The organism is Pseudomonas sp. Irchel 3F6, from assembly GCF_900187595.1.
In the GTDB taxonomy this organism is placed as follows: domain Bacteria; phylum Pseudomonadota; class Gammaproteobacteria; order Pseudomonadales; family Pseudomonadaceae; genus Aquipseudomonas; species Aquipseudomonas siliginis.
The window spans coordinates 1-15,235 of the sequence record NZ_FYDP01000003.1; the positions used below are offsets into that span (position 1 = coordinate 1).

General features: G+C 60.4%; 12 protein-coding genes. 9 read left to right on the top strand and 3 right to left on the bottom strand.

Going from position 1 to position 15,235, the window contains the following annotated elements; all coding sequences use genetic code 11:
• Positions 1-410: 410 nt before the first annotated feature.
• The gene (locus CKW30_RS11765) at positions 411-1,904 is read right to left on the bottom strand and encodes a CoA-acylating methylmalonate-semialdehyde dehydrogenase (RefSeq protein ID WP_041479657.1); all 1,494 of its coding nucleotides are present in this window, start codon (positions 1,902-1,904) and stop codon (positions 411-413) included.
• A gap of 74 nt (positions 1,905-1,978) precedes the next feature.
• Entirely contained in the window at positions 1,979-3,328 is a 1,350-nt protein-coding gene (locus CKW30_RS11770) for an aspartate aminotransferase family protein (RefSeq protein ID WP_064362892.1), read from the bottom strand.
• Positions 3,329-3,465: 137 nt separating this feature from the next.
• On the opposite strand from CKW30_RS11770, the gene CKW30_RS11775 reads away from it, so the two are divergent.
• From CKW30_RS11775 to CKW30_RS11815, 9 genes are all read left to right on the top strand, one after another.
• Positions 3,466-4,386, top strand: coding sequence for a LysR family transcriptional regulator (locus CKW30_RS11775; protein WP_095180875.1), 921 nt, complete (start codon positions 3,466-3,468; stop codon positions 4,384-4,386).
• A gap of 119 nt (positions 4,387-4,505) precedes the next feature.
• The gene (locus CKW30_RS11780; protein WP_041479656.1) at positions 4,506-5,894 is read left to right on the top strand and encodes a uracil-xanthine permease family protein; all 1,389 of its coding nucleotides are present in this window, start codon (positions 4,506-4,508) and stop codon (positions 5,892-5,894) included.
• An 88-nt stretch (positions 5,895-5,982) separates the two neighbouring features.
• Positions 5,983-6,633: a TetR/AcrR family transcriptional regulator gene (locus CKW30_RS11785; protein WP_016771809.1), complete on the top strand. Its 651-nt coding sequence runs from the start codon at positions 5,983-5,985 to the stop codon at positions 6,631-6,633.
• Between the two features lie 7 nt (positions 6,634-6,640).
• Positions 6,641-7,222: a YigZ family protein gene (locus CKW30_RS11790; protein WP_095180876.1), complete on the top strand. Its 582-nt coding sequence runs from the start codon at positions 6,641-6,643 to the stop codon at positions 7,220-7,222.
• 534 nt (positions 7,223-7,756) lie between these two features.
• Positions 7,757-9,304: an ABC transporter ATP-binding protein gene (locus CKW30_RS11795; RefSeq protein ID WP_095180877.1), complete on the top strand. Its 1,548-nt coding sequence runs from the start codon at positions 7,757-7,759 to the stop codon at positions 9,302-9,304.
• 12 nt (positions 9,305-9,316) lie between these two features.
• Positions 9,317-10,423, top strand: a complete 1,107-nt coding sequence (locus CKW30_RS11800) for an ABC transporter permease (RefSeq protein WP_095180878.1) — start codon at positions 9,317-9,319, stop codon at positions 10,421-10,423.
• Entirely contained in the window at positions 10,423-11,349 is a 927-nt protein-coding gene (locus tag CKW30_RS11805) for an ABC transporter permease (protein ID WP_041479652.1), read from the top strand. The genes CKW30_RS11800 and CKW30_RS11805 overlap by 1 nt, the downstream gene beginning before the upstream one ends.
• A 276-nt stretch (positions 11,350-11,625) precedes the next feature.
• The gene (locus CKW30_RS11810; protein WP_095180879.1) at positions 11,626-12,312 is read left to right on the top strand and encodes an SDR family oxidoreductase; all 687 of its coding nucleotides are present in this window, start codon (positions 11,626-11,628) and stop codon (positions 12,310-12,312) included.
• Positions 12,313-12,569: 257 nt separating this feature from the next.
• Positions 12,570-13,928 carry an 8-oxoguanine deaminase gene (locus tag CKW30_RS11815; protein ID WP_095180880.1) on the top strand — a complete coding sequence of 453 codons (1,359 nt, stop codon included), beginning with the start codon at positions 12,570-12,572 and terminating at the stop codon, positions 13,926-13,928.
• A gap of 124 nt (positions 13,929-14,052) precedes the next feature.
• On the opposite strand, the gene CKW30_RS11820 is transcribed toward CKW30_RS11815, so the two are convergent.
• The gene (locus tag CKW30_RS11820; RefSeq protein ID WP_095180881.1) at positions 14,053-15,144 is read right to left on the bottom strand and encodes a calcium:proton antiporter; all 1,092 of its coding nucleotides are present in this window, start codon (positions 15,142-15,144) and stop codon (positions 14,053-14,055) included.
• Positions 15,145-15,235: the final 91 nt, after the last annotated feature.

Consider the following 15,235-nt stretch of genomic DNA (forward strand, 5'->3'; position numbering starts at 1 on the left):
TGTCAAGTGATTATTTTCAGAAGTTTTCGAAGAATTCTTCAACAACTTCAACCACTTGCGCTTCCGATCTCTCGTTAGCGGGAGGCAAATTCTACAGCGTTAATCGCTGCTGTCAACACCTCTTTTTTTCCGCTTTCGACCGAGAAGATCGAACCGTTAAAAGAACTACACATCACTGCCCTTTCAACTCCTTCCAGGCTTCGATGACCTGAAGCAAGCCGCTGTCGAAAACCGCATAACTCTTTGAATCTCAAGGAGTTTTCCGTTTCGACTGCGCCGGAAGTGGGGCGAATTATAGACCTCTGGAATCTGCCGTCAACACCTATTTTCATATTTCTGTCATATCGGTCAAAAAGCCCCGAAAACGCGAAGGCCGACCTGAAAGGTCGGCCTTCTGCACATCCAGCTACTTATAAGCTAGGGAATGCGAACTGCGAAGCTTCATGGCTTGCACGCTGCGGCCAGCGCTGGGTGATCGCCTTGCGACGAGTGTAGAAGCGCACGCCATCCGGACCATACGCATGCAGGTCGCCAAACAGCGAACGCTTCCAGCCGCCGAAGCTGTGATAAGCCACCGGCACCGGCAGCGGCACGTTGACGCCGACCATGCCGACTTCGATCTCGTCGCAGAACAGCCGCGCCGCTTCGCCGTCACGGGTGAAGATGCAGGTGCCGTTGCCGTATTCGTGATCATTGATCAGTTGCATCGCCTCTTCCAGGCTGTTCACCCGCACCACGCACAGCACCGGCCCGAAGATCTCTTCTTTATAGATGCGCATCTCAGGGGTGACGTTGTCGAACAGGCAGCCACCGAGGAAGAAGCCGTCTTCATGACCGGCGACGCTCAGACCGCGACCATCGACCACCAGGGTCGCGCCCGCCGCCACACCGTCATCCACATAACCGCTGACCTTGTCACGCGCCTGACCGGTAACCAACGGCCCCATGTCCAGACCGCACGAGGTGCCCGCGCCGATTTTCAGCGCTTTGATCTGTGGAACCAGTTTCGCCACCAGCGCGTCCGCGACCTGATCGCCAACACACACGGCCACCGAGATGGCCATGCAGCGTTCGCCGCAGGAACCGTAAGCCGCGCCCATCAGTGCACTTACCGCATTGTCCAGATCGGCATCCGGCATCAGTACCGCGTGGTTCTTCGCGCCGCCCAGTGCCTGTACGCGTTTGCCGCGCTTGGTGCCTTCGGCGTAGATGTACTCGGCAATCGGTGTCGAACCGACGAAACTCAGCGCTTTGACTTCCGGCGCTTCGATCAACGCGTCCACCGCTGTCTTGTCACCATGGACCACACTCATAACGCCTTTCGGCAACCCTGCTTCCAGCAGCAACTGAGCGATCAGCAGCGTCGAGCTTGGATCGCGCTCGGATGGCTTGAGGATGAAGCAGTTGCCGCAGACGATCGCCAGCGGGTACATCCACAGCGGGACCATGGCCGGGAAGTTGAACGGGGTGATACCGGCAACAATCCCCAACGGCTGGAAGTCCGACCAGGCATCGATGTTCGGGCCGACGTTGCGGCTGTATTCGCCCTTGAGGATTTCCGGGGCGGCGCAGGCGAACTCGACGTTCTCGATACCGCGCTTCAATTCACCGGCGGCATCTTCCAGGGTCTTGCCGTGCTCTTCGCTGATCAGTTGCGAGATGCGCGCTTCGTTCTGCTCCAGCAGTTGCTTGAAGCGGAACATCACCTGGGCGCGTTTGGCCGGTGGCGTATTACGCCACGCAGGAAACGCAGCCTTGGCGGCATCGATGGCTTTCTGAATGGTGGCCTGGCTGGCCAATGGCAGTTTATGGATCGCCTGGCCGGTAGACGGGTTGAACACATCCACCGCGCGACCGTTCTCGGTCACCAGTTCGCCATTGATCAAATGCGGGATAACGCTCATCGAACACTCCTGAATTCTGGTCCGCAGGCGCCGTGAGAGACGCCGGCACTTTTGTACATATATAGAGGGAAAAATCAGTCGAGCTTGTTCAGCACTTCGCCGACCGCGTCGAACAGACGATCGAGGTCTTGCGGCTTGCTGTTGAAGGTTGGGCCGAACTGCAGGGTGTCGCCGCCGAAGCGTACGTAGAACCCGGCTTTCCACAAGGCCATGCCCGCTTCGAAAGGACGCACGATCGCGTCGCCGTCACGCCCGGCAATCTGGATCGCGCCAGCCAGGCCATAGTTGCGGATGTCGATGACGTTCTTCGAGCCCTTCAGACCATGCAGCGCGTTTTCGAAATGCGGCGCGACTTCGGCGACGCTCTGCACCAGGTTTTCCTTTTGCAGCAGGTCGAGTGCTGCAAGGCCGGCGGCACAGGCCACCGGGTGTGCCGAATAGGTGTAGCCGTGAGGGAATTCCACGGCGTATTCCGGCGTCGGCTGGTTCATGAAAGTCTGGTAGATCTCGGAGCTGGCAATCACCGCGCCCATCGGGATCGCGCCGTTGGTGACTTGCTTGGCGATACACATCAGGTCCGGGGTTACGCCGAAGCTCTCGGCGCCGAACATCGAACCGGTGCGGCCGAAACCGGTGATCACTTCATCGAACACCAGCAGGATGTTGTGCTGATCGCAGATTTCGCGCAAACGCTTGAGGTAACCCTGTGGCGGAACCAGTACCCCGGCGGACCCGGCCATCGGTTCAACGAACACCGCAGCGATATTGGAAGCGTCGTGCAGTTCGATCAACTTGAGCAGTTCATCGGCCAAAGCGATACCGCCCTGCTCCGGCATGCCACGGGAAAACGCATTGCTCGCCAGCAGCGTGTGCGGCAGGTGATCGACATCCATCATCGCCTGACCAAACAGTTTGCGGTTGCCGTTGACGCCGCCGAGGCTGGTGCCGGCGATGTTCACACCGTGGTAGCCACGGGCGCGGCCGATCATTTTGGTCTTGGTCGCCTGACCTTTCAGACGCCAGTAGGCACGGACCATTTTCACCGCAGTATCGGCGCACTCGGAACCGGAGTCGGTGAAGAACACGTGGTTCAGATTGCCCGGGGTCAGTTCGGTGATTTTCTCTGCCAACTGGAACGACAACGGATGGCCGTACTGGAAACCCGGCGAGTAATCGAGAGTGCCCAGCTGTTTCGAAACGGCTTCCTGAATTTCCTTGCGGGTGTGCCCGGCGCCGCAGGTCCACAGACCGGACAGCGAGTCGTAGATCTTGCGGCCCTTGTCATCGAACAGCCAGCTGCCTTCAGCGCCGACGATCAGCCGCGGGTCGCGCTGAAAGTTGCGGTTGGCGGTGTACGGCATCCAGTGCGCGTCCAGCTTCAGTTGACTGGCCAGTGGCGACGGCGCGTTTTCAGGCATGTTCATCGGGCAAAACCTCGCAGGGCATAAGCGTCAGGGAGATGGAAAGCGTTGTTGCAGCTAAATTGCCACGGCGATAAAGTCGGTGAAATCCAACTCTTCTAACCTTCAGTTAGATCATCGCTAAACAAAGAGAACAAAAAATGAGCAGCCGCCGCGCCGATCCACTGGCCCAGGTCAGTGACTTTGATATCCGTCTGCTGCGGATTTTTCGCAGTGTCGTGGAATGTGGCGGCTTCTCCGCAGCGGAAACAGTGCTCGGCATCGGCCGTTCGGCGATCAGCCAGCAGATGAGCGATCTGGAACAGCGCCTCGGCTTGCGCCTGTGTCAGCGTGGCCGGGCCGGATTTTCCCTGACCGAGGAAGGTCGTGAGGTGTATCAGTCGGCACTACAGCTGTTGAGTGCACTGGAGAGTTTTCGCACTGAGGTCAACGGACTGCACCAACACCTGCGCGGCGAGCTGATCATCGGCCTGACCGATAACCTCGTTACCCTTCCGCACATGCGCATCACCCACGCCCTCGCGCAGTTGAAGGAACGCGGGCCGGATGTGCAGATCCAGATCCGCATGATTGCGCCAAACGAAGTTGAACAAGGTGTGCTCGACGGGCGCCTGCACGTTGGCGTGGTGCCGCAGGCCAGCGCCTTGTCGGGACTGGAATATCAGCCGTTATACAGCGAGCGTTCGCTGCTGTATTGCGCGGTGGGTCATCCGCTGTTTTACGTCGACGACAAGCAACTCGATGATCAACGCCTCGACAGTCAGGACGCGATTGCGCCGACCTTTCGTTTGCCAGCGGAGATTCAGGCGCACTATCAGGCGCTCAATTGCACTGCCAGTGCCTCTGACCGTGAGGGCATGGCGTTTCTGATTCTGACCGGGCGCTACATCGGTTATCTGCCGGATCACTACGCCAGCCTTTGGGTGCAGCAGGGGCGTTTGCGTGCGCTCAAGGCCGCCACGCGTTTTTACGATTTGAGTCTGGCATCGGTCACGCGCAAGGGGCGGCGCCCTCATTTGGTGCTGGAAAGTTTCCTGGAGAGTCTGGCGGCGACGCGATAGATAAGCGCGCAGAGCCCAGCCCGGCAGGGCCTCATCGACAGAATCCAGGAATAACCTGAGCAAGTGGACAGGTTTTTGCAGTGAAGGGCTGACTCGTCCTTCAACAAGAAGCCAAAACCATGCAGCCAGATTCCGATTCGTCCAGTGAACTGATCTACGGCCTCAACGATCGCCCCAAACCACTCGCCGCCATTCTCGCCGCACTGCAACACGTGCTCGCCAGTTTCGTCGGCATCATCACCCCGCCACTGGTGATCGGTTCCGCGCTCGGGCTGACCGCGCATCTACCGTACCTGATCAGCATGGCGCTGATGGTCTCGGGCGTCGGCACTTTTATCCAGGCGCGGCGACCGTTCGGCATCGGCGCGGGGATGATCTGTCTGCAAGGCACCAGTTTCGCGTTTCTCGGTGCGGTGCTGTCGGCCGGGTTTCTGGTCAAGCAGCGCGGCGGCAGCCCGGAAGATATTCTGGCGATGATTTTCGGCGTGTGCTTTTTCGGCGCAATCGTGCAGATCGTGCTCAGCCGTTTCATCGGTCAGTTGCGCCGAGTGGTCACACCGCTGGTGACCGGCATTGTCATCACGCTGATCGGCATCAGCCTGATCAAGGTCGGCATCACCGATCTGGGTGGCGGCTTCAATGCCCCGGACTTCGGCGCGCCGGGCAATCTGGCCTTGGGCGTGTTCGTGCTGCTGACGATCATTCTGCTCAACCGTTCGAACACGCCTTGGGTACGACTGTCGGCGATCATCATCGGACTGGTGCTCGGCAGCCTCGCGGCGTGGTTCAGCGGGAAACTGGTCCCGCAGCCCTTGCCTGACTTGCCACTGGTGAGTTTTCCTACGCCATTCAAGTTCGGATTCAACTTCGACTGGACCGCTTTCCTGCCGGTCGCTCTGATTTACCTGATCAGCACCATCGAAACCGTCGGCGACCTCACCGCCAACTGCATGCTCGCCCGCCAACCGATCAGCGGCCCTTCTTATATAAGCCGCTTGCGCGGTGGCGTGCTCGGTGACGGCGTGAGCTGCATGATCGCGGCGACCTTCAGCGCCTTCCCCAACACGACGTTCGCGCAAAACAATGGCGTAATCCAATTGACCGGTGTTGCCAGCCGCTACGTCGGCCTGTACATCGGCGCGATCCTGTTCTGCCTCGGCCTGTTCCCGATGATCGGTGCGGTGCTGCAACAGATTCCAAAACCGGTGCTCGGCGGCGCAACGCTGGTGATGTTCGGCGCTGTGGCGGCGGCGGGCGTACGCATTCTCGCGCAGTCACCGCTGGACCGGCGCAGCATGTTGATCATCGCCACTTCGTTCGGCGTCGGCCTCGGCATCGCCGCGCAACCGAACCTGCTGCACCTGCTGCCGAAACTGGTGCAGAACCTGTTCGACTCGGCGATCACCAGCGGCGGGCTGACGGCAATCGTCCTGTGTCTATTGTTGCCGGAAGGCAAAACTGCTGAGACAAAAAGCCCCGCGTCATTGAACAAGATCGAACAGGCGTAACTGTTTTTCCGCGCTAGGACTTGTCGGATGCCTGTGGGTGCGCTATCAACGCAACTGGTTGCACCCACAGACAATCCCGGAAGTGCCTATGACCTTTGAAGTCCCAGCCCACGGCGGCAAACCCGCCAGCCGCATTCGTCAGAAGAACGAAGAGACCATTCTCAAAGCCGCCGAAGACGAGTTCGCCCGTCACGGGTTCAAAGGCACCAGCATGAACACCATCGCGCAGAATGCCGGGCTGCCCAAGGCCAACCTGCATTACTACTTCACCAACAAGCTCGGTTTGTATGTGGCAGTGCTGAGCAACATCATCGAGTTGTGGGACAGCACCTTCAACACCCTCACTGCCGAGGATGATCCGGCCGAAGCGCTGACCCGCTACATCCGCGCGAAGATGGAATTCTCGCGGCGCCAGCCACAGGCTTCGCGAATCTTCGCCATGGAAGTGATCAGCGGCGGCGAATGCCTGAGCGAATATTTCAATCAGGATTACCGCACCTGGTTCACCGGGCGCGCGGCGGTGTTTCAGGCGTGGATCGATGCGGGCAAAATGGACCCGGTCGACCCGGTGCACCTGATTTTCCTGCTGTGGGGCAGCACCCAGCATTACGCCGACTTCGCCACGCAGATCTGCCGCGTCACCGGGCGCAGCAAGTTGACCAAGCAGGACATGGAAGACGCCGGCAACAACCTGATCCGCATCATTCTCAAAGGCTGCGGCCTCACTCCTTCTCTATAAGACGTTTATGCCTTTCACCCTCAGCGGTTTTTGCGAGTACCGCGAAGAGATTCGCAAAAGCCGTTTCATCACTCTGGCGACGCCGATCAGCAGCCCCGCCGATGCGCAGGCGTTTTTCGATCAGCACAGCGATTTGAATGCCACGCACAATTGCTGGGCGTGGAAACTCGGCGCGCAATACCGCAGCACTGACGACGGCGAGCCGGGCGGCACCGCCGGGCGCCCTATTCTCGCGGCGATAGAAGCGCAGGATTGCGATCAGGTCGCAGTGCTGGTGATTCGCTGGTACGGCGGCATTCAACTGGGCACTGGCGGCTTGGCCCGGGCCTATGGCGGTGGCGCCAACAAGTGCCTGCAAGCGGCGGAAAAAATCGAGCTGATCAGCCGCGTGTCGCTGAGTTGCGCCTGCGGATTTGCCGAGTTGGCGCTGGTGAAGTTGCGCGTGGCCGATCTCGGTGGATTGGTGGTGGAGGAGAACTTCACAGCCAATGGCGTTGAGTTGAAGCTGGCGGTGGGGCAAGCGCAGATCGACGTGTTGCAGAGTCAGTTGGCGGATCTGAGCCGAGGGCGGATTTTGTTGCAGCGGTAGGCTGCGATCTTTTAGGGCATCCCTCGTTTTCCTTATTCCACAGACTTGCCCACATCGGCTGTGCACCCGACTGTGGATAACCTGAGCACACACCGCTGTAACCCTTCTGTCATGCGGCTTCGCGCGATTTGTTCAATTGTCGTTCAAATGACCCGACGAAAGGGAAATCCAGCGTAAAAACAAACAGTTACCTTCGTTTATCACCATTAGAACAAAGCATCGCAGTGCTTATGCCCACCCTCGGCGCTTGCGCACAATTACTGTGGAGCAACCTGTGGATAAGCCGTTCATGACCGCCGCAGCCGCTGGATCTGTCTGGCTCCCAGGCAGTTGCTCGTTTTTTAACCAACTGCAAGCGGGCAAAACTGGAGCCTGTTCAATGGCTTTGCGCTGAATTGGTGCTCGATAGAAAGACAAAACGCCCGCCGATGCGCTGCTGTCGGCACTTGCGGACCGGCTCCGCAAGCGTTCCTGACTCAATGGCCAGGAAATTGCTTTATCCACAGGCACAACTCCAAGTCAGTCGAGCCTGTCATGTCCATCGCCCCTTCCCCGCCGCGCCTGCAACTGCGCCAGATCAGCAAACGCTACCCCGGTTGTCTGGCCAACGACGCCATCGACCTGAGCATCGCGCCGGGTGAAATCCATGCCCTGCTCGGTGAAAACGGCGCGGGCAAAAGTACGTTGATGAAGATCATTTACGGGGTCACGCAGTGCGACAGCGGTGAAATGCTCTGGCAGGGGCAGCGCGTGCAGATGCGCAACCCGGCACAGGCGCGGCAGTTGGGCATTGGCATGGTGTTCCAGCATTTCTCCCTGTTCGAAACCCTCAGCGTGGCGCAGAACATTGCCTTGGCGATGGGCGCAGCGGCCGGCACGCCGAAGCAACTGGAACCGAAGATTCGCGAAGTATCGCGGCGTTACGGCATGGCGCTGGAGCCGGAGCGACTTGTCCACAGCCTGTCGATCGGCGAGCGGCAGCGGGTGGAAATCATTCGTTGCCTGATGCAGGACATCCGCCTGCTGATTCTCGATGAGCCGACCTCGGTGCTGACCCCGCAAGAGGCGGACGAATTGTTCATCACCCTGCGGCGCCTTGCCGACGAGGGCTGCAGCATTCTGTTTATCAGCCACAAGCTCGGTGAAGTGCGGGCCTTGTGCCACAGCGCCACGGTGCTGCGCGGCGGTCGGGTAGCCGGGCATTGCCTGCCGGCGCAATGTACGGATCAGCAACTGGCACAACTGATGGTCGGCGAAGCGGCGGGATTGATTGGCGAGTATCCGAAGGTCAGCGGTGGCCCGGCGTTTCTGCAGGTGCAGGGTTTGAGCTGGCACAACCCGGATCCGTTCGGTTGCTCGCTGACAGACATCGACCTGCAAGTGCGCAGCGGTGAAATCGTCGGCATCGCCGGGGTCGCGGGCAATGGTCAGGATGAGCTGCTCGCCCTTCTCAGCGGCGAGCAGCCCTTGCCTCGTGCGCAAGCGGCGACCCTGCGCTTCGCCGAGCGAAACGTCGCTGACCTGCGCCCGGACGCGCGGCGCAAACTGGGTCTGGCCTTCGTGCCGGCCGAACGCCTTGGCCACGGCGCGGTACCAGAGTTGAGTCTGGCCGATAACGCCCTGCTCAGTGCTTTCCAGCAAGGACTGGTCAGCCACGGGTTGATTCAACGCGGCAAAGTCGAAGCCCTCGCGCAGCAGATCATCCAGCGTTTCGGCGTGAAGACCCCGGACACGCAAACCGCTGCGCGCAGCCTGTCCGGCGGCAACTTGCAGAAATTCATCCTCGGCCGGGAAATTCTTCAGCAACCGAAACTGCTGATCGCCGCGCACCCGACCTGGGGCGTCGACGTTGGCGCCGCCGCCACCATCCATCGCGCCTTGATTGCCCTGCGCGATGCCGGCGCGGCGATTCTGGTGATTTCCGAAGACCTCGATGAACTGTTCCAGATCAGCGATCGCCTCGGCGCGCTATGCGGCGGGCGTCTGTCGGCACTGCAAGACACCGGCCTTACACAACTGAGCGATGTCGGCGCGTGGATGGCCGGCCAGTTCGATCACTCACCTCGCGCCGCTTCGGTTTAACGGAGATTCAACATGCTGCTTTCCCTCGAACCCCGTGGCCAGCAATCGCGCCTGATGCTGTGGTGCTCGCCGTTATTGGCGGCGGCGCTGACCCTCGGCTGCGGCTCGCTGTTGTTCATCGCACTGGGCCACGACCCATTGCAAACCTTGCACACACTGCTGATCGCGCCCGTCAGCGATTTGTATGGAGTGTCCGAATTGCTGGTCAAGGCGCTGCCGATTCTGCTCTGCGCACTCGGCCTGGCCGTGGCCTATCAGGCGCGGATCTGGAACATCGGCGCCGAAGGCCAACTTCTACTCGGCGCGTTGGCCGGCAGTGCTCTGGCAGTGAACGTTATCGACATGCAAAGTCGCTGGGCGCTGGTGCTGATTCTGCTGACCGGCACGCTGGCCGGCGCCGCATGGGCCGGGCTCACCGCATGGCTGCGCACGCGCTTCAATGCCAATGAAATCCTTACCAGCATCATGCTCAATTACATCGCGCTGAACCTGCTGCTGTTCTGCGTGCACGGGCCGTTGAAGGATCCAGCGGGCTTCAATTTCCCGGAGTCGGCGATGTTCGGCGACGCCAGTCGTTTGCCGCTGCTGCTGGAGGACGGCCGCGTGCATGCCGGCGTGTATTTCGCCCTGCTCGCGCTGGTTGCGGTGTGGGTGTTGTTGCAGAAAAGCTTTATCGGCTTCCAGATCAAAGTGCTCGGGCTGGACAAGCGTGCGGCAGGTTTCGTCGGCTTTCGCGAGAAGCGCCTGATCTGGCTGGCGCTGTTGATCAGCGGAGCTCTGGCCGGACTCGCCGGGGTCTGCGAAGTGACCGGGCCGATCGGCCAACTGGTGCCGCAGGTGTCGCCGGGCTATGGCTACGCGGCGATCACCGTGGCGTTTCTGGGACGGTTGAATCCGCTCGGCATTCTGTTCTCCAGTCTGCTCATGGCGCTGCTGTACATCGGCGGCGAGAGCGCGCAGATGTCGCTCAATCTGCCGCAAGCGATCACCCAATTGTTCCAGGGCATGATGCTGTTTTTCCTGCTCGCCTGTGACGTGCTGATTCTCTATCGGCCACGCCTGAAACTGCGCTGGACCCGGCGCGCCTCGACCCCTGCCGTAACCGCCGGAGCGCTGTGATGGATATCGATCTGTTGAGCAATATTTTCTATGCCATGGTCCGCTGCGGCACGCCGCTGTTGCTGGTGGCATTGGGTGAGTTGATCTGCGAGAAAAGCGGCGTCCTCAACCTCGGCCAGGAAGGCATGATGCTGTTCGGTGCGGTGATCGGTTTTATCGTCGCGCTGAACAGCGGCAACCTGTGGCTGGGTGTGCTGTTGGCGATGTTGGCCGGGATGTTGTTGTCGTCACTGTTTGCCCTGGTCGCGCTGGTGTTCAACGCCAATCAGGTGGCCACCGGGTTGGCGCTGACGATCTTTGGTGTCGGACTTTCGACGTTTGTCGGCGCGGCATGGGTGGGTAAGCCGCTGGCGGGTTTCGAGCCTCTGGCGATTCCGTATCTGAGTGAGATCCCGCTGATCGGGCGGATGCTGTTTGCCCAGGATCTGCTGGTGTATCTGTCGTTCGCGCTGTTTGCGCTGGTGGCGTGGGTGATCATCAAAAGTCGTGTCGGCCTGATCATTCAAGCGGTCGGTGAAAACCCGGATGCGGCCAGCGCGATGGGCTTGCCAGTGCTGACCGTGCGTACCTTGGCGGTGTTGTTCGGCGGAGCAATGGCCGGGCTGGCCGGGGCCTATCTGTCGCTGGCCTACACGCCGATGTGGGCGGAAAACATGACCGCCGGGCGCGGCTGGATTGCCCTGGCGCTGGTGGTGTTTGCCAGTTGGCGGGTGTGGCGGTTGTTGCTCGGGGCGTATCTGTTTGGCCTCGCCAGCATCCTGCACCTGGTGGCACAGGGATTGGGACTGGCGATTCCTTCGAGCCTGCTGGCGATGCTGCCGTATGTGGCGACGATCTTGGTGCTGGTGTTGCTGTCCCGCGATGCCGTACGCACTCGGTTGTATGCGCCGGTTTCGTTGGGGCAGCCGTGGCAATCGGGACATTAGTTGATGTCAGAGCGGGCCTCTTCGCGAGCAGGCTCGCTCCCACAGGGGATCTGAGTGAACGCGGGCATATGTGGGAGCGAGCCTGCTCGCGAAGGCCTCCGCACCGGCAACATCTGGAGCACGACCCACAACTATTTCTGATCAAACACCCTCGAGAAACTCAAGAAGCCTGGAGTATGCTCCGGGATCAAGGCCTGTTTTCGCCAAGCGCTGCAACTGTGGCTCGGTCAGGCGTGTCCATTGAATCCTGAATGCTGACTTTCAAGGAAACCCATCATGTCTCAGGCAAAAAACGCACTGATCATCGGCGCCTCCCGGGGCTTGGGCCTCGGTCTGGTGAAGACCCTGCTGGCCGATGGCTGGCAAGTGACCGCGACAGTGCGCAATCCGCAGAAGGCCGAGGCGCTGCAAGCGCTGGGTGACGTGCGCATCGAGAAGCTCGACATGGACGATCAGCAAGCGGTGATCGCTCTGAGCCAGAAGCTCAAGGGCGAAACCTTCGATCTGTTGTTCGTCAACGCCGGGGTCAAAGGCCCGGACGTGCAGACGCCGGGCGGCGCGACCCTGGCCGAGGTCGGGCAACTGTTTTTCACCAACGCGGTGGCGCCGATCAATCTGGCCCAGCGCTTCGTCGGGCAGATTCGCGACGGCAGCGGCGTGCTGGCGTTCATGAGTTCGGTACTCGGCAGCGTGACCATGCCCGATGCGCCGGAGCTGGCGCTGTACAAGGCGAGCAAGGCGGCGCTGAATTCGATGACCAACAGTTTTGTCACGCAACTGGGCGAGCAGAAACTCACCGTACTTTCGCTACACCCGGGCTGGGTGAAGACCGACATGGGCGGCGAAGGCGCCGATCTCGACGTCGAGACCAGCACCCGTGGGCTGATTGACCAGGTCAATGCGTTCACCGGCAAGGGCGGGCATCACTTCGTCAATTACAAGGGTGAAACGATTGCCTGGTAAGCACTGAAAATCCCGATGTGGGAGCGAGCCTGCTCGCGAATACGATCTGTCAGGTAAATCTGTATCGACTGACATGACGCCTTCGCGAGCAGGCTCGCTCCCACAGGGGGATGATGGTGAATGGTCGGGTGGCGCTTGCCCGATGGGGCGATTTGTTTGAAACTGCGCGCCTCGTCCTTCGCGGCGACCCTGGATCAGCAGACAGGGCAACACTGAGCTGGCAACCCTGAACCCAACTTTCAGAGGAGCCGGCCACAATGCCTGCGACCCGTACCTGGTTAAAAAATCCCCTCGCCATTTTCACCTCCAACGAGCTTGATGCCCGTGGCGGCCTTGTCGTGCAAGACGGTGTCATCGTCGAAGTCCTCGCTGCCGGTCAGCAGCCGTCGGCGCCGTGCAATGAAGTGTTCGATGCCCGCGAGCATGTGATCCTGCCGGGCCTGATCAACACTCACCATCACTTCTATCAAACCCTGACCCGCGCCTGGGCGCCGGTGGTCAATCAGCCGCTGTTCCCGTGGCTGAAAACCCTGTACCCGGTATGGGCGCGGCTGACCCCGGAAAAACTCGCCCTCGCCACCAAAGTGGCGCTGGCCGAATTGCTGCTCTCGGGTTGCACCACGGCTGCCGACCATCACTATCTGTTCCCGGACGGTCTGGAAAACGCCATCGACGTGCAGGTCGAAACGGTGCGCGAACTGGGCATGCGCGCCATGCTCACACGCGGCTCGATGAGCCTTGGCGAGAAGGACGGCGGTCTGCCTCCACAACAAACGGTGCAGGAAGGTCAGGTGATTCTCGACGACAGCCAGCGGCTGATTCACGAGTTTCACGAGCGTGGTGACGGTGCGCAGATCCAGATCGCTCTGGCGCCATGCTCGCCATTCTCGGTGACCCCGGAAATCATGTCGGCCAGCGCTGATCTGGCGAACAAGCTCGATGTGCGTCTGCACACCCACCTCGCTGAAACTCTCGATGAAGAAGACTTCTGTCTGCAACGCTTCGGCCTGCGCACCGTCGATTATCTGGACAGCGTCGGCTGGCTCGGTCCGCGTACCTGGCTGGCCCACGGCATCCATTTCAACCCCGACGAAATCGCCCGCCTCGGCCAGGCCGGCACCGGCATTTGTCACTGCCCAAGCTCGAACATGCGCCTGGCGTCCGGCATCTGCCCGAGCATCGAGCTGACCGACGCCGGCGCGCTGTTCGGTCTTGGCGTCGACGGTTCGGCGTCCAACGATGCCTCGAACATGATCCTCGAAGCGCGTCAGGCTCTGTACATCCAGCGCCTGCGTTACGGCGCCGAAAAGATCACCCCGGAGCGCGTGCTGGGCTGGGCGACCAAGGGTTCGGCGAGCCTGCTCGGCCGCACTGACATCGGCGAAATCGCCGTGGGCAAACAGGCGGATCTGGCGTTGTTCAAGCTCGATGAACTGCGCTTCTCCGGTAGCCATGATCCGATTTCGGCGTTGCTGCTGTGCGGCGCCGATCGGGCAGATCGGGTGATGATTGGCGGCAAGTGGCGTGTGGTTGATGGGCAGGTTGAAGGGTTGGATCTGAAAGGTTTGATTGCCGATCACAGCCAGGCGGCTCGGCAGTTGATCGCAGGGACCTGAGTCACCGCCGTTCAAAACTGTGGGAGCGAGCCTGCTCGCGAAGAGGGAGTGTCAGACAACATGTTTGTTGGATGACACACCGCTTTCGCGAGCAGGCTCGCTCCCACATGAGTATCTGCCAGCCCTAAAGGCCCAGTAGCGACAGCATGATAAAGGTCGCAAACAGCACAAAGTGCGTCATGCCCTCAATGGCGTTGGTCTCGCCGTCATTGAGGTTGATTGCGCTGACGATCAGGGTGATGAAGATCATCACCGTTTGCACCGGGGTCATCGCCATTTGAAAGGGCTGGCCGGTGTACAGCGCCATCGCTTCCATCACCGGTACGGTCAGAATCACCGTCGACAGTGACGCCCCCATCGCGATGTTGACCACCGACTGCATGCGATTGGCCAGCGCCGCTCGTAATGCGGTGAGAATCTCCGGCGCGGCGGAAATCGCTGCCACCAGAATCGCCGTGATCACCGGCGGCGCGCCCGTGCCTTCCAGGCCCAGATCGAGGGTCTTGGACATCACCTCGGCCAGTGCGCCGATGATCACCACCCCCGACACCAGAATGCCGACCGACAGCGCCAGGCTGACCGGTTTCGGCTCCTGCTCGACCGGCTCTTTCTTACGACGTTTGTCCGGGTAGCTGTAGCTGAAAAAGTAACTGTGCGGGCCGACCTGCATGCGCAGGAACAGCGCGTAGAGCACCATCATTGCGCCGATGGTGAACGCCGAATACATCTTCCAGTTGGCCTCGGGAATGAACTCCGGGACCACCATCGACACCCCCATCGCGGTGAGGATCATGACGCTGTAGCTGCGCGCCGAATCGTCGTTGTAGGACTGTTCGCCGTGTTTGATCCCGCCCATCAAAGCGGCGAGGCCGAGGATGCCGTTGATGTCGAGCATGACCGCTGAATAGATCGTGTCGCGCACCAGCGTCGCCGAGGCTTCGTTGCTCATCATGATCGCCAGGATCACCACTTCGACCAGCACCGCCGAGAGCGTGAGGATCATCGTGCCGTAGGGATCACCGACTTTTTCCGCCAGCAGTTCGGCGTGATGAGCGACGCGCATCGAGGCGGCGACAATAAAGGCGATCAGCAGCAGACCGCCGACCAGCGCGACGATCTGGCCGTTGTGCAGCAGCCAGTGTTCCAGTGGATAAGCAACGCACGCGGCAAGGACTGCCAGCAGCAGGAAGCTTTCTTGTTTGAGGATCGAGAGCATGACGGGCCTTTTGCCGAAAAGAGCTGATGAAGCTACTGACTGCCGCGCGCCGCTAACGTTTCGTTACATCTTTACGCACCACGCGATGGCA

Coding starts and splice junctions, on each gene's coding strand:
- CKW30_RS11765 (WP_041479657.1), bottom strand. CDS start 1,904: ATGAGCGTTATCCCGCATTTGATCAATGGCGAACTGGTGACCGAGAAC.
- CKW30_RS11770 (WP_064362892.1), bottom strand. CDS start 3,328: ATGAACATGCCTGAAAACGCGCCGTCGCCACTGGCCAGTCAACTGAAG.
- CKW30_RS11775 (WP_095180875.1), top strand. CDS start 3,466: ATGAGCAGCCGCCGCGCCGATCCACTGGCCCAGGTCAGTGACTTTGAT.
- CKW30_RS11780 (WP_041479656.1), top strand. CDS start 4,506: ATGCAGCCAGATTCCGATTCGTCCAGTGAACTGATCTACGGCCTCAAC.
- CKW30_RS11785 (WP_016771809.1), top strand. CDS start 5,983: ATGACCTTTGAAGTCCCAGCCCACGGCGGCAAACCCGCCAGCCGCATT.
- CKW30_RS11790 (WP_095180876.1), top strand. CDS start 6,641: ATGCCTTTCACCCTCAGCGGTTTTTGCGAGTACCGCGAAGAGATTCGC.
- CKW30_RS11795 (WP_095180877.1), top strand. CDS start 7,757: ATGTCCATCGCCCCTTCCCCGCCGCGCCTGCAACTGCGCCAGATCAGC.
- CKW30_RS11800 (WP_095180878.1), top strand. CDS start 9,317: ATGCTGCTTTCCCTCGAACCCCGTGGCCAGCAATCGCGCCTGATGCTG.
- CKW30_RS11805 (WP_041479652.1), top strand. CDS start 10,423: ATGGATATCGATCTGTTGAGCAATATTTTCTATGCCATGGTCCGCTGC.
- CKW30_RS11810 (WP_095180879.1), top strand. CDS start 11,626: ATGTCTCAGGCAAAAAACGCACTGATCATCGGCGCCTCCCGGGGCTTG.
- CKW30_RS11815 (WP_095180880.1), top strand. CDS start 12,570: ATGCCTGCGACCCGTACCTGGTTAAAAAATCCCCTCGCCATTTTCACC.
- CKW30_RS11820 (WP_095180881.1), bottom strand. CDS start 15,144: ATGCTCTCGATCCTCAAACAAGAAAGCTTCCTGCTGCTGGCAGTCCTT.